The organism is Cutibacterium porci (assembly GCF_009696315.1).
Classification (GTDB): domain Bacteria; phylum Actinomycetota; class Actinomycetes; order Propionibacteriales; family Propionibacteriaceae; genus Cutibacterium; species Cutibacterium porci.
Window position 1 is genome coordinate 1 of the sequence record NZ_VUMG01000001.1, and the last position, 19,152, is coordinate 19,152.

A 19,152-nucleotide genomic window follows, 5' to 3' on the forward strand; every position below is an offset into this window, starting at 1 on the left:
GCCTCCGTCTCACCCCACAGCAGCGCCACAACTGCAGTATTCCCCGCTTATGCGGGGGTGAGCCTACACGCCGTGAGCCATCGACGCCCCAGCAGTAGTATTCCCCGCTTATGCGGGGGTGAGCCTATCCCCAAAAAACAGTCTCCGCGGAACAAAAAGTATTCCCCGCTTATGCGGGGGTGAGCCGGATCATCGAGCGCGACGGTGGTCGCTGCACCGGTATTCCCCGCTTATGCGGGGGTGAGCCATGCTGAGCAGGCCTCAAAATACTGTCCAGTATGTATTCCCCGCTTATGCGGGGGTGAGCCGAGACGACTACTCATCCAAAGAATCCGCTATTTGTATTCCCCGCTTATGCGGGGGTGAGCCGGGCGGAGCGACGCCAATCAAGTTTCGGGCTGGGTATTCCCCGCTTATGCGGGGGTGAGCCGTATAGAAATAGGCGGGCGGGGTGAATTTGTGGGTATTCCCCGCTTATGCGGGGGTGAGCCGACACCCAGGTCTCCGCAACCTCGGACGAGTGGACGGCCGTGTATTCCCCGCTTATGCGGGGGTGAGCCTAGCGTTTTTCCCATTCTGGCGCGGAACAGCTAGTATTCCCCGCTTATGCGGGGGTGAGCCCATGGACCCGGCGTTTGCTGCGGCTCAGCGAACGTATTCCCCGCTTATGCGGGGGTGAGCCTGACAGGGTTTGTCCTTTGAGGCCCTTGGACGGGTATTCCCCGCTTATGCGGGGGTGAGCCGGGGTTCGGGGAGTGGGGAGCCCGATGTAGGGCGTATTCCCCGCTTATGCGGGGGTGAGCCGTAGTTGTGCATGGACAGGTTGGCCCGGTTGTAGCGGGGGTCGTGGAGACGAATGTCGGCGAAGGGGACATTGCCGATTGTGGCGTCGAACGTGCCGTCTGGGACGCTCGTGGCGGCGAAGGACTCGGCGCGGATGTTGGCGTCGGGGTACAGTGCTGCGGCAATGGAGGCAGTGGTGGGGTCCAGTTCGACGCCGGTCATTTGTGTACCTGTCGGGGCCAGTCCGATAAAGGTTCCCGATCCGCAACCGGGTTCAAGAACGCGCGAGTCGGTGGGTAGCCCTAACTCGGTCATGGTGTGCCACATCCGTGACGCGATGCGCGGATCGGTGTAGTGGGCGTTGATTGTGGATCGTTTTGCTGCAGCGAAGGCGTTGGAGTCGAGGAGCTCGTGAAGGGTTTCCCGGCGGTGGGCATGATTGGCTCGGCTCTCATCGAAGATGGCTGACATGCCTGAGGCTCCCCAACCTGACCACCGGGCGAGAACATCCTTCTCGTCAGCAGTGGCTACGCGCTGTTCACGCTGGAGAGTCTGCGCCACTCGGATTGCAGCCACATTCGCGTCGAACCGGGCCACTGGGGTAGCTGGCACGATCGGCTCTTGCGGGGCCTGCCACGACGTCAGTGACTCATCTTGTCGGTTTCCTCCGGGTACTGGGCGTCGATCTCCGCGTTGTCCCTGTCGATCTGATCCATCCGTTCTGCCCAACTCCGCAGAGACTCTGGGCTGCCGGCCTGTCCCCACATCGGGTCCGAGTCGGGACGACTCGGGTCGTTCAGTTCCTCGTCGTCCTCGATCTCGGGAGGTGCCAGAATCTCGGCTCGCACTATTTCCTCGGCCTGCATCCTCGCTCGGTTCAACCTCCCAACTTTGTGAAAATAGGTCTCCCCCGGTTCGTCCGGTCCGGCCAACTGAGGTGTCAACTCGCTGATCATCATCGAGGCCTGCTGGCCCAGATTCTCGAAGAACTCCTCGGGATTGTTCATCTGTTGCACGTGGCTCGGACAGGCTATCTGCCACGCTCTCCATGTCTCGCTGGCGTATCTGTTCATTGCTGACCTCCTCTTCCTGTGGCTGCGGTTGCGACCACCATTCCTCAAGGGTCGGCTGAAAGAATCCATTGTCGGCACGTCGACGTCGAACCACGGTCCACTCCCTCCACGAAAGTTGACCTAAAGTCAACGGTCTTGTGCGATCACTGAATCCTAATATCCGCCGCTACTTGTATCTTAGCATTCTTAAATTCAAAAACGGGATGCAGTCATGCTGTTTTGACGACATGGATGCATTAGGGCTTGTTTGCTGCCGTATGTGGGACTGGTCTTGGTGGAAGCGGTGGGCTTGTATTCCCCGCCTACGCGGGGGTGGCTTTATTGTTTTCGGTGAATCGTGTCCAGCACGCACAAATTCCTCGCCTACGCGGGAGTGGCCCTGAGCTGCGAGAATCCATCCCCCGCCATGACGGATAGTCCCATACATTCAGGAAGACCTAACCGTCATTCTCAGAAAACTGAGAAAATGGCAGAACCGGACCAGATATTCCAATCTCCGCCGGATAGGAACGTGAATGAACGTCTGCTTTGGAAGCAGGAGACCGCAGACTCCCGTTGACATCGGTCCCCAGCTGACCAGGAGCGCAGTCCCCACTCGTCGTGGCCCCAGCGTCTCCTGATCACCGCAGTCTTCTCGGCACCCCTCCAAGCCCGACAACCAGTCAGTGACCGACGGCGGGGCCAGAACCACCCGGCAAGCCCTCCTCGACCGCAGCACTTTGGCCTGACCTGACTGGGTTGTCCCAGCTCCCAAGTGAGCCACCCCCGATGGCAGCGAGTACCTGGGTGAAGCCCCGTGGATGACGCCAAGAAGAACCTGCACGCAATCTGGGAATCGAGCGGACGAAGCGCCGGCCGCCACACCTTTCGAGGGGGGTGGCCGCGGAACGTCGGCAGGCAACGCATACCATCGATGAGCATGGACGCTGCCATGACGCAGCGTAGACCACTCGTAGTGGAGGCACTCCCATGACCAACGACACCGCACAAGTCCACGGGGCGAACAGGCTGCTGACCACCCCCTTCACGATCGGGTCACTCACCATTCCCAACCGAACGGTGATGACCCCGGTAGGCACCAATCTCGCAGACCCTGACGGCACGCCTGGCAAGCGGCTGACGGCTTACTGGATGGAGCGTGCGCGAGGCGGCTGCGGCCTCCTCGTCTCCGAGATCATCCGGGTCAACGAGGTCCACGGCGCAGGGTTGCCGCGTCAGCTCGCCCTCACGCGCGACGAGCACGTCGCACCCCTGCGGGAAGCGATCGAACAGATCCACTCGACCGGCACGAAGTTCCTCGCCCAGCTCCACCACCCGGGCTCGGAGGGCATCCCCCCGCTGTGCGCCGACGGGGTGACGGTGTCGCCATCCGGGGTCGTAGTGCGCACCACGAAGGCACCCACGCGCGAGCTCACGACCGACGAGGTGGAGGGCCTCGTCGGTGACTTCATCCAGGCCGCCCGCCGCGCAAAGGAGGCGGGCGCCGACGGGGTCGAGATCCACGGCGCCCACGGCTACCTCGTGTGTCAGTTCCTGTCGCCGTACACGAACCGGCGCACGGACCGCTACGGCGGAGACTTCGACGGCCGTATGCGGTTCGTCACCGAGATCATCGAGGGCATCCGCAAGGTATGCGGCCCCGACTTCCCGATCTCGGTGCGCATCTCCGCGTCCGAGATGATGGAGACGATCGGCGAGCCTGGCGTCGGCATCACCGTCGAGGAGGGCGCCCGGATCGCGCGGCGTCTCGAAGAGGTCGGCGTCGACCTCATCTCGGTCTCGACCGGCACCTACGAGACGGGCACGACGATCATCGAGCCCATCAACACCCCGCGCAACTGGCGTGACCCGATCATCCGCGCCGTCCGTGACGCCGTGTCGATACCCGTCATGGGCACCTCCATCACCCGGATGCCCAGCCAGGCGGAGCAGATGCTGCAGGACGGACTCGTCGACCTCGTCGCCATGGGCCGGTCGTGGCTGGCCGACCCCCAGTGGGGGGTCAAGGCCATCGAGGGCCGCGACGACCAGATCGTGCGTTGCATGGGATGCATGGCCTGTTTCCAGGCACTCGGGAGCGGACCCATCATCTGCGCCCTCAACCCGCGGTGCGGCCATGAGAGTGAGTTCCCGCCGCTGCCAGCGCGGGACTTGGAGGGACGTTCCGCTCTCGTGGTGGGCGGCGGCCCGTCGGGTTGCGAGGCAGCCGAGCAGCTCGCCCTCCGCGGCGCCGACGTCGTGCTGACCGAGGCCACCGACCGGATCGGTGGCCAGGTGCGCCCCGGGTGCAACCCTCCGGGCAAGGAGCCCATGAGCTGGGTCATCGACAACTACGAACAGCGGCTGCGCCGTGCGGGCGTCGAGGTACGACTCGGCACGGTGATGACGGCCGACGCCGTGCGCGGGTTCGGGGCTGACGTCGTCGTCGTCGCGACGGGCGCGGTGCCGTTCCGCCCCGCCTTGCCCGGCATGAACCTACCGCAGGTCGTGGAGGCGATCGACGTCCTGCGGGGCGATGCGGAGGTCGGCCGGCGCGTCGTCGTCGTCGGGTCGGGGATGACGGGCCTGGAGACCGCCGAGCTGCTCCACCAGCGCGGCCACGAGGTCATTGGCGTCTACGAAATGGCTGACACGATCGCCCCCGGAGCCTTCCGTCAGAACGTGGAGTCCGTTGCCTCCCACCTCCGTGCGGCGAAGATTCCGCTCCAGACAGGGCACAAGCTGCTCGAGGTGACGCCCGATCAAGCGATCTTCGGCACCGCGCAGGAACGTGTCGAGGTTCCCTGCGACACCGTCGTGACCGCGATCGGCATGCGCCCGAACGCCGCCCTCGGCCAGGAACTTGCAACCGAAGGGGTCGAGGCGGTCCCCGTAGGCGACGCCACCGGCGTGGCCCGGGTCGCCGAGGCCGTGGCCTCGGGCTTCCGAGCGGGCAGGACGGCCGCAGTGCACGCCTGACTCACGGTGCCCGAAGTGGGGTCGTGGTCGGTTCGCCGACCACGACCGCATCGGCCTGCTGCTCAGCGGCAACCGCGTCACGGTCACGGGCATCTCTGTCAACGGCTGAGCCCCGTCACCATCGACGGACATCCAGCGTGGGTCTGTGCCCGTTACCTGACGATCCGTCGGCGCTGCAGGCCAGGCACCTCCCAGAACGGCATGTTCGTCGGCGACGTGGTATTCCCCGCTTATGCGAGGGTGAGCCGATCCATCTTGGTCATGAGGTGGCCGTCAGTGATCGTGGCCGGGTCAACCGGTATCGCGTGACCGATATCACCGTGACGCCGAAAACGAGGCTGCCCGACTGGGTGTGGGGCACCTCTGCTGGTCCTCGTCGTGTGATCCTGGTGACGTGCGGTGGCCGCGAGACTGGTCGTGCCGGTCATCGGATGTGGGACAGTAATGTCATTGTGACCGCAACAAGCGTTAGGAACCAATAATGCGTAAAGCTTTTCCGACCCTGGTGGCGGTGATTGCGGTTGCTGCTACCGGGTGTACCCACCAGCAGCAGTCCGGGGTGCCCGCAGGCACGGTAGCCTCGTCACTCCCGTCGGCCTCGCCCTCAACGCTGGCACGCCACCGCTCACTGTCACCTTCCCCGTCGGCCTCGTCGAGTCTGGCGACGTCGGCGGGCAAGGTGGGTGCGGCTGCGGCTGTGACGCCTCGCGCATCTGAGCATGGGCGCTCCGTGAGCGAGCGGCAGGCAGGGATGGGTGGTCGTCCGTCGGCCTCGTCGCGCCATGACGTGGCTGCTCCTGACCGGGTGCGGGCCACCTCTCACGCGGTAGCGGTGCATCGGGCGCGATCGTCGTCACTGTCTCAGGCCAGCGAGTCCCGGCGTGCCCGCCCTCGTCGTAGTGCGACTCATGCGGCCACATCGACGGTGTCGGTGTATGCGCCGGGTACGGGTGTGTCGGCGCGTACGTCGCAGCAGGTGATGGTCGCCGATCGGACGTCGGGGTCGCGGGGCACGTGGATTCGCTACGAGTGGGAGGGCCCTTCACGCGGATGGAGGCAAGTATCCGTTGGGGGTGTCACGGTCCATTTCGGTAAGCATGGGGTGAGGCCGGGGTCTCGTCGTGTGGAGGGGGATATGACGACGCCCTCGGGCACGTATGGGTTTGTGATGGCGTTCGGCTCGGGTGATCCGGGGACGAAGCTGCCGTATCGGCGGATCAATGCGTGCTCGTGGTGGATCGGGGATCCTGCCGCGAGTGACTATAACCGGTGGCGGCAAGACTGCGGCTCGCTGTCACGGTCGAAGAATGAGCACTTGGCCGACTATGTGGGCAAGCAGTACATTCAGGCTGCCGCCCTGGACTTTAATTACTACTCGCGGGTGCGTCATGGTGCGGGCTCAGGTTCGGCGATTTTCTTGCACTATGCGACGAGCTATACCGCTGGGTGTGTCGGGTTGGACTCACTATCGGAACTGACTCACACACTTCGCTGGCTTGACCCTGCGAAGAATCCCCGCATTGTTATTCGAGGGTGACGGTGATAAGCACAGCCGATTCCCGTAACCCCTATTTTTCGACCAGCCTTTGCAGCTTGTCCTCATGCCCGGCAGCCGCGTCAGCTGCAGCCGCTGCTTGCGGCACGGCAACGTGCACCACACCCACATCCCAGGCTGAGCCCATCGGAGAAAGATTGCGTGCGGAATCAGCCAATCACACCACGTGCGCCCAAAGTACGTCTCGGACCAGTACGGAATCCTCCGGAAGTACACAACTGACGCCAGATCAGGAAAACCCTTGTCCAACCCAGCTGGGCATTTCGTTTCCCTAAGCCGACCGCGTTCTTGGGTTTTCCATACTCCCCTGGTTGATCTTGGCCGTCATCAGCCAGCGGCTCGACTCAACCACATAACGCTCCCCGTACCCCCGTTCGGTCTCTGCACATGCAGGCAGGCCGGGATCGTCGTCAAAAATGTCAAGCTTGACGGCCAGTTCCTCCATCAGTTTGATGCACAACACACACGGACGCGGTGCTGCCCCCATAACCAACTCTTATGACGCCCACCATCACGCGACAGCGCCAACGAGTCAGTTCACACGAGGGCATTTACTTCTTCCACCTGAGACGACCATCTTTGGCTGTCTTGCAGGTCAGAACCGTACCTTTTGAGCTCACTCCCTGGGCACCAGTGTCAGAGCAAAATGACCCGCCATGGACGTGAGATAAGTCGCCACTGTCATTGCGGGGCTGCACCTTACTGGTGTGCTGCTGTTCGGATTTCCTGGTGGCAGTCTTTTTCGGGGCTGCTTTTCTGGCCTTAGGCTTAGCAGCCGACTTAGCTGTGGCCGTCGTCGAGGCCGGACGAGACGTCCATGTCACCGTTGGCGCGACAGCCGCTGGCACCATCTGGTTCTTGCACCCCGCCAGAGTAGAAGCGATCGCATCGTGCTCCGACTGAGTCACCCACAGCCGATACTGACGTTTCACCGCCACCTGACGGGCCACGTACTGGCATCGAAAAGCTTTATTCGCGGGCAGCCACGTCGCCGCGTCACTGTCACTCTTGGCCTGATTTGCGTGACCATCAACAGCAAACAAATTAAGCGGATCATTAGCCAGCCGAAGACGATCAGCGGCACTAGTGTTCTGAGCACCCTTTTGCCAGGCATCAGACAGGGCCACAACATGATCAATCTGGACCGCCTCGGACGTGCCATTGCCCTTACGGAAACTAATCGTCGTAGCCGTATACGGGTCACGCAGGACACCGGAAGTGACCACACAGTCATGAGTGCCAGCTTTATGGGTCACACGAGCCAGATCACGATTAAGGATGTCATCACGGGTGCCGCATCCATTACGATCCGTGTCCGCCCAGCGTTGCCCGAATTGTGCGCGGCTATAACTCGTCTTAGGGGCCCGTCCTTTCACCGGTAACGCCTGCAATACTGCCAATGCTGTACCAGCGGCATGCTTCATGGCCGATGCACTCGCGCTGGGGGACGGAGTGGCTGTCGCCGTGGGCCTAGGCGTCACCGTGGCAGTTACCGCATGACGTGACGCTTGAGTGCTGACAGCTACCGAAGGGCTAGCGGCCATGTGCGCAGCGTCACCGACCCCACAAGCAGACACTGCCGCCAGCGCGACCGCAACAGCTAGCAGACCACCTGACCGCCTCCATAGTCCAGACCCCTTAACATGCTCACGATGACCCGCCATGAGACTCCTACTCGGTCGATGAGGCGCCCTAGTGCTAGCCGGTCTCATCATAAGCACCTCCGGTTGGTGCGCTTTTCTCACCCCTCACCATAATGGCGTGTTGAACAGCCGATAATGTCTCGCCCAAACCACCGCGAATAACAAGGTCGGCTGCTCGGTCGTAACCGGTATCCTCGCGGTTAATAAGAACCAGGTGACGGCCACGGAAGAACCTCAACAAGGCTGCGGCCGGGTAAACGTTGAGCGACGTCCCTCCAACGATAAGCAGGTCAGCGGTACTGATCGCGGTCATGGCGTCGTCGAGATCCTGGCTCCGCAGGGATTCCTCATACAAAACCACTTCAGGACGCACCATCCCCCCGCACGAGCACCGCGGAATTCCGGGAGTGTCCATAATCACCGAAAGTGAATGCGCGCTCCCACAATTCACACAGCGGTTACGATGTATCGACCCGTGTAACTCAATCACGTGACGGGACCCAGCCTCCTGATGCAGGCCGTCAATATTCTGAGTGATAATCGCCGATATTTTCCCGGCCCGTTCCAGGGCAGCCAGCGCACGGTGACCGATATTGGGCTTGGCCTCGGGATGGACGAGGTAGGTGCGGTAGAAGTCGAAGAACTCCCCCGGATGCTCAACCAAGCACCCGTGACTGAGCATGTATTCCGCGGGATAAGGCACGTCGTGCCGGATAGTGTAAAGCCCGCCAGCCGAGCGGAAATCCGGAATACCCGACTCGGTGGACATTCCGGCGCCGCCGAAAAACACCGTCGACGTCGATTCGTCGATCCATCCTGCGAGTTGTTCCCCGGTCATCGTCGGGCTTGCCTCAACAAGGTTCGAACGAGGTCAGGATCTCGGCTCATGTCGAGGCTCGCGAAAACATTGGAGACGTCAACCTCCGGCCGCTGCCAGCCGATCGTTGCAGCGTGAGCAGCCAGGGCGACGCAGATCTCCTGGCATCCGTCAATGATCCACTCAGGATCAACATCGGGGTTGACATATCGACTAAATTCCTCGGCGTCACGACGCTGGGCTGCGAGGATCGCTGACAGACCGCTACGCAGTTGCTCGACGGCCTCGTCGCCCATAGTGGAGACGACAACCGGGTCAGCCAAGTCACGACGCACCCGCTCGACGAGCAGGCCGGGAACGTCGGCGGCGGTGAGGCCGTCGCGGTCGAAAAGCCAATCTGGCAGGTAAACCTCAACCGCGTCGTCGTCAACCTGTTCGACCCGCTTGACGGCAGCCTCTAGCACGCTGACACCGAGCATAACGGCACCCTCTAGCTGGCATAGTGGGGTCAAGGCGATAGAAATTGCGGCCCGTCCCGACTCCAACGGATCAAGCTGTTCGCCCCGCTCTTGAGCTCGCAGCTCCTCCTCACTGACCTGACGCAATACCTCAAAGGACTCTGCGGGCGGGATCTGCACGGTTTGCGGATCGGCTTCCACCTCGTCAGTCTCGGGAAGCGGAGCTCCGAGGGCCTCGGGATCGCACCAGGAAGTGCGCGCCTTAGAGTTCATGGTCGTTCATCCTTCTTATCGTCGACCCAGGATATTAACCCGATATCATCTAGCAATCTCGCCGTTCGCAAGCTTGATCAGGCGATCAAGCACCGCTCCGCCCGACGCATTTGACCCGTTGTGCTCGTATTCGGTCGTCACCCAGGCGTGCATTTGAGGCAACAAGGCCGCCGTTTCCAGAGAAAACTCGCGCGGCACATACGCGTCGTCGTGATACACCGCCGCCGCACACGGCACCTGCGCACTCTGAAGCACGTCGCGGTCATACAGCTTCGGCCACGGATGATTCGCGATGAGGTTTGCGACCTCCTTCCAAGGCCGCAGTTCCTGGTCGGTGTCGAACCACTCCGGCATCACGTGCTCGCCGGTCAGCAGAGTCGGGTCTTCCTGAAAGTCCTCCGGCAGCATCCGGGCAGCCGACCAATCGGTGACAACACCGTCGGCATAGGACGACTCATGGATGACGGCGTATAGCGGGTTACGCCCGCCATAAGGCAATAGCTCAGCCAGATCATGGCGGAACGCCCTCGACGTGTGCGGGTATTCCAGCAGATAGTGCAACTTCTCAGCCCCACCTGAAGCGCCCAGCAGATGTCCTAGCGACCGCAACCGCGAGGGGCACACCACGTCACCATTCGGGGTGGTGATCTCCCCTTGTTCAGCCAATGTCATCAACTCAGCGAACCGCGCCCGGTCTGCAGGGAAACGCTTGTAATACTCCAGCGACTTGGCACGCAGCTGGTGGTAGCAAGCAGTGTAGATGTCGTCAGCGGATCGCCCGACCGCCGACAAACCACCCGTAAAGTAGCCAGCCGATAACGACTCTGGATGGGTGGACAAGTATCTCAGCAAGGTAAACCCACCAAAGGACTGCCCCAGCGCCGCCCACTTCCCAATACCGAGGTGGCGTCGAATGTCTTCGCAGTCTTCAACGATCTCGTCGGCTCGAAGGTGGGTGAGGTATTCGGCCTGGCTGGCGGCATCCCCCACCGGCTCATTCACCGGAGACGACAACCCTGTGCCGCGCTGATCGAGCAGGACAAGCTGGTAATCCTGGAGGGCGCGCGACAACCATCCGGGAAACCCTGGGTCCGCCAGCGTCGGGCGAGGGGACTCACATCCCGGTCCACCTTGTAGGAACACCAGGTAAGGCTTGTCGGTGCCGTCGGGGGTGGCTACAACACGCGCATAGACCTCAATAGTGCGCAGGTCGTCGGGGTTGCTGTGATCCAGCGGGACTCTCAGGCGGACGTCGTCGGTAAGAAGGCCAGGGATATTGCGATTCCACGTCATGGGATTAGCCTAAGAGGTCTCGACGCCCAGCCCCACCACCTCGTGAGGTCATCTACCGAGGACTCGGCCATGGCTTTGCCACAACCACTCCAGCCGAAAGGCAGTTGACCATGGCCGACGGCACCCGCGACGAGGCGGCAGCCGTCACAGAGTCCAAGAAATGAGACCACACCCTCAGTATTTTCTCAGTTTTTCATCACATGCGCGCCGATGTGGGACTACCGTCGTACCTTGTCACAGGGCTCCAGGGGCGTCTTCAGCAGAAGCTACCAGGCGTCAGCCACTCACTAAGACTGAACGGATTTTGAGAATCTCTCAGGAACACGTACAGTTCAACAAGCCCTTGAACCTGCGGCAACGCTCGGAAGGAACATCGCATGACCAACACCTCGACCAATGCCGGGACGACCTTTAAGCGCACAGTCGCCCTGACTGCTGCGGCGGGTCTCGCCGTCATGGGCACCATCGCCGAGGAGGCACACGCCGCCCCCACCGGCACCCCTGGGGCTCATGCTGAGAAGGCTCCCGCCCAGCAGACCAAGAAGGCGCCGACCAAGCAGGCCAAGCGCGCCACGCCTTACAACGCCCAGTTTGCGCTCTCCCGCGTTCACCTCAATGTTCGCTCTGGCCACAGCACTGACTACAAGCGTTACGGGCTCATCCATCCCGGCGACAAACTCCTTATTATCGGTCAGGATGTGCAAGGTTGGACGCCGGTCAACTACCGCGGTAAAACCGCGTGGGTTGCTACCCGTTTCATCACTAAGGTGACCCGTCCCGTCGGCATCTACGCCCAGCGTGGTGACCATAACGCCCGCTCGAAGGCTGTCCAGCGCGATCTGTCGAGCCTCAACTACTTCCCGGCCAAGTGGGTCGGTCTGCCCTACGGCCCGTCCACTACCAACTCCGTCAAGGTCTTCCAGCGGGCCAACGCCCTTAAGCAAACTGGCGTCACCGACGCTGTCACCCTGAGCCTGCTCAAGTCGAAGGCCGACGCCCAGCGCGCTGCGGAGGCCGAGAAGGCCGCCGCCCGCAAAGCCGCCGATCGTAACACCGAGGACAGCCAGGATGAGGCGACGCAGCGTCACTCCTCGAGCACCTCCCGCTCAGCGAACCGTTCGACCCGCAATTCATCCTCCGACGTTTCCACGAGTGGTATCGCCGGAAGCTGTGAGGCCTCCTTCTACGACGACACTCAAACCGCATCCGGTGAGTCTTTCAGCTCGTCGGCCTTGACAGCTGCTTCTAAGACCTACGCTTTCGGCACCCGCCTGAAGGTCACAAACAAGGCCAATGGGCAGTCCGTTGTGGTGCGCATCAATGACCGTGGTCCCTACGTCTCTGGGCGCTGCCTTGACCTATCGCCAGCCGCTTTCTCCCAGATCTCGTCGCCAAGCGCTGGTGTCGCCGACGTGACCTACGAGAAGGTGTCCTGACCAAGCCGATGTGACGACGTGAGCCCCGGGGATCACCCCCGGGGCTCACTTAGTTACGGCTTTGTCGCATCAGCCAGCTGGGGCGTCAGGGCCATCGTTAAACCACCAGGTCGCCTGCCCCGGAACTCCAACCTTTTTAGCCTCTTCGGGGGCCTCGACTCTGTCGAGCTCGTGAATATTGCCCTCGGAGTCCTCCCAGCACACCACCTCGCGGCGCACCGGAATCTGCACAGTCACCACATCGGTGACGACGTAACGACGCAGTTTGGCACCCGCAGGCAGCCCCATCGTTGGGGCGGTCCCGGCAAGACGAACCTCCTCGTCATGCTGGTCGTCGCTGGGCACCTGGCCATCGCTGGGCACCTGAGGACTGCTATCCTCGTCGCCATTGTCAACACTCGGCGCCGACTCGTCAGAACCAATGTCAGCCCCAACGATCGGGGTAATGACGGTGTCCTGATGAGCCTCGTCGTCGACCACATCGCCGGGTTCAACCACATCCGCCTCGACGACGTCGCTTACGGCGCCGCGTCCAGGCTGAGCGATAGTTGAGTCATCGTCAATTTCTAGACCAGAACGACGAGCAGGCTCCATGCCGTAATGCCCGTAGACCTCAGCCTCACGGTCGCGCGAAAGGTCGTCCTCCTCGGATGCCTCGGGAGCGGTCTCAATGAGGTCACGAGTAAACGGGACATTAACTTGGCTCGTCGAGTACTCGGCACCTCGCACCGGAATGAAATGCTCGCGACCCTCCGAAAGCACCGTCACAAAGGTCACGGCTCCGGTGACCTCGTCGGCAAAGATCTGCTGGACCGTCCCGACCTTCTCACCGTCTGGTCCAACGACCTCGGCATCAAACAGTCCGGGAATGTCCTTGGGATCCATGGCGCTGATGTCCATGTATCGACCTCTCGCTAGGGGGCGTCCACGCATACGCGTGCTCTTTCCTTCAGCTTGTCATACCGCGCCGGGCAACTGTCGAAACGCCGCCGGGCGCGTCTCGAACTAAGTGTGCTTTGCGTGGTCAATGTGATTCATCTGCCGTCAGCGTGCGCTCATCGCGGCAATCATTCTGTCGACGGCCTCCTCAAGCAGGTAGCGCGGGGTGGCAAGGTTGATACGCGCGTGCCCCTCACCGCCAGGGCCGAACGTTGGCCCATCATTGAGACGGATACGGGCGTGACGCAACAGCCACTGCCCCGGAGCGGTCGGCAGCTCGTAGGCGCTGAAATCAAGCCAGCCCAGATAGGTGCCCTCGGGTATCCGGTAAGACACCCCCGGTAACTCGTCCGCCAAGACTTGCGATAGCCACACCGCATTGTCATGGATGTAACAGTTGACGGCATCGAGCCATTCCTGACCAGAATCAAAGGCAGCTTTGTTGGCCGCCATCCCGATCGTGGTGACACCCTCAGTATCCAGCGGATGAACCTTCTCATCCCACATGTGCGCCTGATCGTCGGTAAAGAGCGTGACGAAGGCTGTCATCAGGCCCGGCACATTGAACGACTTCGACGCCGACGACACCAGCACCGAGTGGGAGGCTGCCAGCTCGCTGACACTCGCGTACGGCACAGAGGCCTTGCGGCTGTCACAAACAGGCACCAGCGGTCCATGGATCTCGTCGGAGATGACGAAACCGTGATGACGATCGACGACCTCGGCAAGCCCCCGCAACTCGTCGGCGGTAAAGACGCGGCCGAGTGGGTTGTAGGGCTGACACAAAATGATCGATTCAGCTCCCTGAGCGAAGGCATCGTCAATGCCGTCAAGGTCGAGGGTCCAGCCAAAGTCGGAATCCACCATCGGCACCGACAGAATGTCGCGGCCCTCCAGCCCTGGCACATCCCAAAAAGGCATATAGGCCGGCGAAGGCAGCACAACTGGGCTACCGGGGCTGCTGTAGGTGCGAATGGCCAACTGCACACCGGAAAGGACGTTGCGGACATAGCGCACTTTCAGCGGGTCAATGGCCAGGCCTTGCACCCTATGCGCCCACGCCGCCCAGGAATGACGCAACCCGTTGTCGCGCGGATAGCCATAGGCATGGTTCGCGACGGTGGACTCGATGGCCTGCTGCACCGGTGGGGCAACCCGAAAGTCCATTTCGGCTACCCACAACGGGATGACCCCCTCAGCAACGTCATGCCACCTCGCTGTGCCTCGGGAGCGCAGCCACTCGACTGTGGGGCTGTCAAAATCAAAGCCAGTCATTGCCGTCCTTCCATCTTCCTTGCCTGAGGCGGCGCTCGGTGACGGCGACGCCCTGCCGGTGTCTTTCCCAGCCTGTCACATACTCTCCAGGCCTGTCTGCCGGGATCGCGCAGGAGGAGCTTGTAGGATCGGTGCGTGATCTTCAAACGTGTCGGTGACTCTCGTCCATACCCTGACCACGGGTACGCGCAGAAGCAGTGGTCCCAATTGGCACCCGTTCAGGTGCGCCTGGACCAGCTGGTCACGACGAAGAGCACCCTTGATTTAGCAAATCTCCTCGAAGATGACTCCACCTTCTATGGGGACCTCTTCGCCCACGTCGTGGCTTGGAATGGCGACCTCTACCTCGAAGACGGCCTGCACCGTGCGTTGCGCGCCGCGTTGCAGCAGCGCCAAACCCTCCACGCTCGTGTTCTCGACCTGAACGGCCATCATGACTTCCGATGAACGTCGCCATTATGTGAGGATGGCGGGGACCCCGTTAACCCTGCTAGCCCTCGTCATCCTCATTGCGGTGGCCATCCGCGTCGGATGGAAAGCTGTGAGTGCTCCCGTTCCGCCGCCGCCTATTACCCCTTGCATCACGCAGGACGTCAAGGGCAAGTTGACCACCCAAGACGTCACAGTCTCGGTGTACAACTCAGGGCATACCCGAGGGCTGGCAGGTAGCGTGTCAAAACAGCTTGCCAATGTGGGTTTCATCATCGACTCGGTGGCTAACCGTGATCCGAGCGTCAGGACGGTCACGATCATCGGGCAAGACGCAAAGAACCCCGAGGTCAGACTCGTTGCCGGTTATTTCCCGGGGGCAGTCGTGAAATCGGATCCCAAACGCGTCGACCATGAAGTCGAGGTGGTGATCGGTGATCGCGACCCAAACGTCAAAACGAATGCACCGAAGTTCGTGAAAGTCGACGGGCCGGTATGTCTGCCGTCCCCCTCCCCGGCACCATCCATGCTCGCGACCCCGGGGCAGCAGCCCTCCTAAACACCTCGCAGCTCAGTCGCTAGCCTGCACTCGCAGACCGTTCCAGCGTGCCAGACGACCTCCCCGACCAATCTCGGTAAGCCTCTCGACGACAGTGCGACGCTGCCCTTGAGCGACGACGATAAGCAGCTCATCGCCCTGTTCCAGCGTCGTTCCGGCGTGCGGAGTGAAGGATCGATCCGCGCGAATGATGAGGGAGACCACACAGTTACGCGGCAGCCTCAACTCGCGGATTGCCACCCCGGCCAGGCGCGACCCCTCAGGAACGTCGGCTTGCAGTAAGTCGGCAGCGATCTCGTCGAGGGGCGCAACCTCGATCGAGACGTCTTTCGCCAGCTGAGGATCGACGACGCCGAGAATATTTGCTGCGGCAGGCAGGGTCGGGGCTTGGATACAGGTGAAGACGACGACGAGTACGAGGATGACATCGAAGAATTCGTCGGCACGATCCATGTGGGCCGCCATAGGAATGGTGGCCAAAATGATCGGCACGGCGCCGCGCAAGCCAGCCCATGACATAAAGAGCCGTTCGTTGCGACGGAACCCAAACCACGTTGTGCAGGCGGCCACCGCTATCGGGCGCGCAACGAAAGTGAGCAGCAAACCGGCAGCAACACCCACCCCAATCGAGCTCCAGGTGAGGCGATCAGGGTTGGCCAACAGGCCGAGCATGACGAATAGGCCAATTTGGCAGATCCACGCGATGCCTTCTGAAAACGACCGTGTGGTGTGTTGGTACGGAAGATCGCCATTGCCGATCACAACGGCAGCAACGTAAACCGCCGAAAACCCGGAGACGCCGATCCACACGCCCATGCCATAGGCGGTGACGGCCCATGCCATAGCGGCAATGGCGTACAGGTTTGCTGATGGCAGGCTGACGCGGCGACTGACCTTGACGGCTACCCACCCTACAAGCAGCCCTACTGCGATACCGCCGATGAGCTGGACCGCTATTGACCCGAGGAGAGGAAAGACGCCAGCGCTCGACTCCCCCGTGGCGACCCCTGTCAGAGCAATGACGACGAGAACCGTCGGAGCGTCATTAAGGCCTGACTCAGCCTCCAGTACAGACCTCAGGTGATCCGGCAATGAGACCCCTCGCAGCACAGAAAAGACGGCGGCGGAATCAGTGGGCGCGGTGGCTGCACCGAGCAAGGCGGCGACGCTCCAATGCAAGCCAAGCACGTAATGGCCAAGTAGCGTCATGACACCAAAACAGACCCCGACTCCCAGGGTTGCTAGCAACGCTGCCGGGCCCAATGCCGGTCGGATGTCCTTCCAGTTCGTCGAGAGTCCACCTTCGGCAAGGATGAGCACGAGAGCGGCAAAACCAATGGCGTGTGCGGAAGCTAGATCGTTGAAGTCGATTCCAAATCCGATCGGGCCAAGCAGCATACCGACCAGCAGGAATAGCAGCAGTGCCGGTAGACCGAGGCGGGTACCGATCCGGGCCGCGAAAGCAGCGAGCAGAACAACGACGGCGCCGAGGAACAGTGCGAGGTCGGCAGGCTGCATAACTCCTATTATTGCAGCCGGGCAAAATGACTCCTTGCGCCCAGTCGAGAAGGAACCCGTTGACGGTGCCGCTACATGGCGAGATCCCAGAGATATAGCGAAGTCCCGGAGATGGTGCATCCCCGGGACTGACATGGCGGTGACGGAGGGATTTGAACCCTCGGTAGCTCTCGCTACACCCGCTTTCGAGGCGGGCACTTTCGGCCGCTCAGACACGTCACCGTAAGCAAGGGTAGCGAATCGGCCACGGCACACCAAAATCCACGTATCACGCGTCGTCTACGTGTCAGGACCGGTTGTTCTCATCCTCGCATGCGATCTCGGCCTCTTGCGCAGCCTCGACCTCGCCGTCGACCTTCGCGTTCTTTCGGTCGTATCTCTTCGCTACCACGAGGGCCAGCCCGATGTAGAACACCAGGAGCCCAGCCATGATGAAGGACATCTGGTAGATCGTCCCGACAATCGACAGCGTGCTGAGATTCAGGTAGGTCAACGGCACCACCGCGTAGATAATCGCGAAAATCAGCGCAATGGCGTTATTTCGAGTCACGATAAACATGTTCGAGATCGGCGAGGTGACGAAATTGACGAACAGCCACGGCACCAGCGCCACCGCAATGTCAGCCGACTGGTGGAACTTTGCACCCAGCAGCCACGGAAGCACCGGCGGGATCAGCAGGTACAGCAGCCCGAAGGGCACGATGCCGATGAGGAAAGACCTCACCACCGACTTCTTGACAGTCTCATAGAACCTGCCGGCGTCAGATACCGACAGTTTTTGAAAGAACACCTGGGATAGCGCCTGGTTGATGACAGACGCCGGCATCTGCATGAGCGTCCACGCGATCGAGAACCGTCCATACCCCGACGTCGAAAACTTGACCATAATGATCATGTTGACGCCCTGCTGACGAATAGCGTCGACAATGACGTTAGGTGCCGTCAAAAGTGGCAACTGCCGATACTTGCGCATCAGGGTGCGCAGCGGAATCTCGGCTTCCTCGACGCTACGCAAATCCGGGCCCAGCCGTCGTCGGAAATTGCTGAGCGCCAGACACTTGCCCAGGAAGGTGGCGATAACCTGACCAAAAGCCCCCAGGGAGACCATGCAGGACGCAATTCGTCCCACAGCCGTCGTCGACTGGCACCACAACGCGTTGGTTCCGATGACACCGAAGTGTTTGCGCCGGTTAGCCCAGTAATTCACGACGCTCACCTGGGCATATGTAAAGACGATCGGCCCGACCGCCAGCAGCCACCACCGGGCCTCGGGTTTGCCCAACAAACCACTGAGGTAGGGGCCGAGCGGGATCATGGCCAGCATCGCGAGCGTGGACACAATGACGTTGATACGGGTGGCCAGTCGAAGCACCCGTTTAGCCTCCGAGTCGTCACGCGGCAGCACGATGGCCATGTCGTAGCGCAGGGCGGCAGCGGGAATGACAAACTGAGACACCGCCATGATGGCGCCGTAAATGCCCCAGTCCGACGGGTCAATGTGGTGGGTGACGTAGAGGGTGGCGAGGGCAGCAATGAGCTGAGCCGTGCCCGTGCCGCCAATAACCTTTGTCACCGATGCAAGGAACTCGTGGCGCTGAATGTACGCATGAACTCGGGGGAACCGCACCCGCTTGCCACCTGCGGTTGACGTCACCCCGGATTCCGCTGGCGTCGGTTCCGTTGTCGTGTTGGTCACCCGTCCACGGTACAGGCCCGATGCCCCTCAAAGAATTCACGCAACAAGGTGGCCGACTCCTCGGCCATCACACCTGTGACCACTTCGGGCCGGTGCGGCAACCTCGGATCGCGCATGACATCGAACAGGGAACTCACGGCACCAGCTTTCGGATCGAAAGCCCCAAAGACCACCTTTGGAATCCTGGCAGCAACGATGGTTCCGGCGCACATAGTGCATGGTTCTAGCGTGACGACGAGGGTACAGTCACCGAGCCGCCAGCTGTCACGAACCTCGGCCGCACGGCGGATAGCAAGGACCTCGGCATGGGCCGTCGGGTCGCCGGTAAGCTCACGTTCGTTGCCTGCCTGAGAGAGGATCTCACCGTCAGAACCGAGGATCACGGCACCAATAGGGACATCACCCCATGCGGCAGCGCGACGAGCGACGTCGAGGGCCTGGGCCATA

At 61.6% G+C, this 19,152-nt stretch carries 15 protein-coding genes, 1 tRNA gene, 1 pseudogene and 1 CRISPR repeat array; of the genes and pseudogenes, 5 read left to right on the plus strand and 12 right to left on the minus strand.

Annotation, left to right across the window (positions count from 1 at the left end; genetic code table 11):
* Positions 1–36: 36 nt before the first annotated feature.
* A CRISPR array of direct repeats spans positions 37–804; the repeat unit is 28 nt; unit sequence GTATTCCCCGCTTATGCGGGGGTGAGCC.
* 87 nt (positions 805–891) lie between these two features.
* A pseudogene (locus FYJ43_RS12505) lies at positions 892–1,254 on the minus strand (hypothetical protein); the annotation flags it as partial.
* 170 nt (positions 1,255–1,424) lie between these two features.
* On the minus strand, positions 1,425–1,856 hold the full coding sequence (locus FYJ43_RS00005) for a hypothetical protein (RefSeq protein WP_154560891.1): 432 nt from the start codon (positions 1,854–1,856) through the stop codon (positions 1,425–1,427).
* Between the two features lie 969 nt (positions 1,857–2,825).
* Between FYJ43_RS00005 and FYJ43_RS00010 the strand changes: the two genes are divergently transcribed.
* Positions 2,826–4,814 (plus strand): oxidoreductase, encoded by a 1,989-nt coding sequence (locus FYJ43_RS00010; protein WP_154560893.1) that lies wholly within the window; start codon positions 2,826–2,828, stop codon positions 4,812–4,814.
* Positions 4,815–5,295: 481 nt separating this feature from the next.
* Entirely contained in the window at positions 5,296–6,351 is a 1,056-nt protein-coding gene (locus FYJ43_RS12120) for a L,D-transpeptidase family protein (RefSeq protein WP_229771538.1), read from the plus strand.
* 569 nt (positions 6,352–6,920) lie between these two features.
* On the opposite strand, the gene FYJ43_RS00025 is transcribed toward FYJ43_RS12120, so the two are convergent.
* From FYJ43_RS00025 to FYJ43_RS00040, 4 genes are read right to left on the minus strand one after another with little or no spacing between them, the layout of a single operon-like run.
* Positions 6,921–8,033 (minus strand): HNH endonuclease family protein, encoded by a 1,113-nt coding sequence (locus FYJ43_RS00025; RefSeq protein ID WP_229771539.1) that lies wholly within the window; start codon positions 8,031–8,033, stop codon positions 6,921–6,923.
* Between the two features lie 34 nt (positions 8,034–8,067).
* Positions 8,068–8,850, minus strand: a complete 783-nt coding sequence (locus FYJ43_RS00030) for an NAD-dependent protein deacylase (RefSeq protein WP_154560897.1) — start codon at positions 8,848–8,850, stop codon at positions 8,068–8,070.
* A complete protein-coding gene (locus tag FYJ43_RS00035; RefSeq protein ID WP_154560899.1) occupies positions 8,847–9,560 on the minus strand; it encodes a hypothetical protein in 714 nt (237 codons plus the stop codon). The genes FYJ43_RS00030 and FYJ43_RS00035 overlap by 4 nt, the downstream gene beginning before the upstream one ends.
* A gap of 45 nt (positions 9,561–9,605) precedes the next feature.
* Entirely contained in the window at positions 9,606–10,853 is a 1,248-nt protein-coding gene (locus FYJ43_RS00040; protein WP_154560901.1) for an alpha/beta fold hydrolase, read from the minus strand.
* Positions 10,854–11,230: 377 nt separating this feature from the next.
* Here FYJ43_RS00040 and FYJ43_RS00045 point away from each other — a divergent pair, with 377 nt between their 5' ends.
* Positions 11,231–12,289 carry a septal ring lytic transglycosylase RlpA family protein gene (locus FYJ43_RS00045; protein WP_154560903.1) on the plus strand — a complete coding sequence of 353 codons (1,059 nt, stop codon included), beginning with the start codon at positions 11,231–11,233 and terminating at the stop codon, positions 12,287–12,289.
* Between the two features lie 69 nt (positions 12,290–12,358).
* Here the strand turns inward: FYJ43_RS00045 and FYJ43_RS00050 are convergent, their stop codons facing one another.
* Entirely contained in the window at positions 12,359–13,189 is an 831-nt protein-coding gene (locus FYJ43_RS00050) for a PRC-barrel domain-containing protein (RefSeq protein ID WP_154560905.1), read from the minus strand.
* A 144-nt stretch (positions 13,190–13,333) separates the two neighbouring features.
* The gene (locus tag FYJ43_RS00055) at positions 13,334–14,503 is read right to left on the minus strand and encodes a MalY/PatB family protein (RefSeq protein ID WP_154560907.1); all 1,170 of its coding nucleotides are present in this window, start codon (positions 14,501–14,503) and stop codon (positions 13,334–13,336) included.
* A 135-nt stretch (positions 14,504–14,638) separates the two neighbouring features.
* On the opposite strand from FYJ43_RS00055, the gene FYJ43_RS00060 reads away from it, so the two are divergent.
* Both FYJ43_RS00060 and FYJ43_RS00065 read left to right on the plus strand, forming a co-directional pair.
* Positions 14,639–14,950, plus strand: a complete 312-nt coding sequence (locus tag FYJ43_RS00060; protein ID WP_326833191.1) for a type II toxin-antitoxin system VapB family antitoxin — start codon at positions 14,639–14,641, stop codon at positions 14,948–14,950.
* Positions 14,937–15,491, plus strand: coding sequence for a LytR C-terminal domain-containing protein (locus FYJ43_RS00065; RefSeq protein WP_195839844.1), 555 nt, complete (start codon positions 14,937–14,939; stop codon positions 15,489–15,491). The genes FYJ43_RS00060 and FYJ43_RS00065 overlap by 14 nt, the downstream gene beginning before the upstream one ends.
* A 12-nt stretch (positions 15,492–15,503) precedes the next feature.
* On the opposite strand, the gene FYJ43_RS00070 is transcribed toward FYJ43_RS00065, so the two are convergent.
* From FYJ43_RS00070 to FYJ43_RS00085, 4 genes are all read right to left on the minus strand, one after another.
* Positions 15,504–17,018, minus strand: coding sequence for a potassium/proton antiporter (locus tag FYJ43_RS00070; protein WP_326833290.1), 1,515 nt, complete (start codon positions 17,016–17,018; stop codon positions 15,504–15,506).
* A gap of 125 nt (positions 17,019–17,143) precedes the next feature.
* A tRNA-Ser gene (locus tag FYJ43_RS00075) sits at positions 17,144–17,231 on the minus strand.
* Between the two features lie 64 nt (positions 17,232–17,295).
* Entirely contained in the window at positions 17,296–18,705 is a 1,410-nt protein-coding gene (locus tag FYJ43_RS00080; protein ID WP_326833192.1) for a lipopolysaccharide biosynthesis protein, read from the minus strand.
* Positions 18,702–19,151, minus strand: a complete 450-nt coding sequence (locus tag FYJ43_RS00085) for a nucleoside deaminase (protein ID WP_195839845.1) — start codon at positions 19,149–19,151, stop codon at positions 18,702–18,704. The genes FYJ43_RS00080 and FYJ43_RS00085 overlap by 4 nt, the downstream gene beginning before the upstream one ends.
* Position 19,152 lies beyond the last annotated feature (1 nt).

What these genes read in the sequence shown, in the direction of transcription:
- FYJ43_RS00005 (WP_154560891.1), bottom strand. Translation starts at nt 1,856, where the DNA reads ATGAACAGATACGCCAGCGAGACATGGAGAGCGTGGCAGATAGCCTGT.
- FYJ43_RS00010 (WP_154560893.1), top strand. Translation starts at nt 2,826, where the DNA reads ATGACCAACGACACCGCACAAGTCCACGGGGCGAACAGGCTGCTGACC.
- FYJ43_RS12120 (WP_229771538.1), top strand. Translation starts at nt 5,296, where the DNA reads ATGCGTAAAGCTTTTCCGACCCTGGTGGCGGTGATTGCGGTTGCTGCT.
- FYJ43_RS00025 (WP_229771539.1), bottom strand. Translation starts at nt 8,033, where the DNA reads ATGGCGGGTCATCGTGAGCATGTTAAGGGGTCTGGACTATGGAGGCGG.
- FYJ43_RS00030 (WP_154560897.1), bottom strand. Translation starts at nt 8,850, where the DNA reads ATGACCGGGGAACAACTCGCAGGATGGATCGACGAATCGACGTCGACG.
- FYJ43_RS00035 (WP_154560899.1), bottom strand. Translation starts at nt 9,560, where the DNA reads ATGAACTCTAAGGCGCGCACTTCCTGGTGCGATCCCGAGGCCCTCGGA.
- FYJ43_RS00040 (WP_154560901.1), bottom strand. Translation starts at nt 10,853, where the DNA reads ATGACGTGGAATCGCAATATCCCTGGCCTTCTTACCGACGACGTCCGC.
- FYJ43_RS00045 (WP_154560903.1), top strand. Translation starts at nt 11,231, where the DNA reads ATGACCAACACCTCGACCAATGCCGGGACGACCTTTAAGCGCACAGTC.
- FYJ43_RS00050 (WP_154560905.1), bottom strand. Translation starts at nt 13,189, where the DNA reads ATGGACATCAGCGCCATGGATCCCAAGGACATTCCCGGACTGTTTGAT.
- FYJ43_RS00055 (WP_154560907.1), bottom strand. Translation starts at nt 14,503, where the DNA reads ATGACTGGCTTTGATTTTGACAGCCCCACAGTCGAGTGGCTGCGCTCC.
- FYJ43_RS00065 (WP_195839844.1), top strand. Translation starts at nt 14,937, where the DNA reads ATGACTTCCGATGAACGTCGCCATTATGTGAGGATGGCGGGGACCCCG.
- FYJ43_RS00085 (WP_195839845.1), bottom strand. Translation starts at nt 19,151, where the DNA reads ATGGCCCAGGCCCTCGACGTCGCTCGTCGCGCTGCCGCATGGGGTGAT.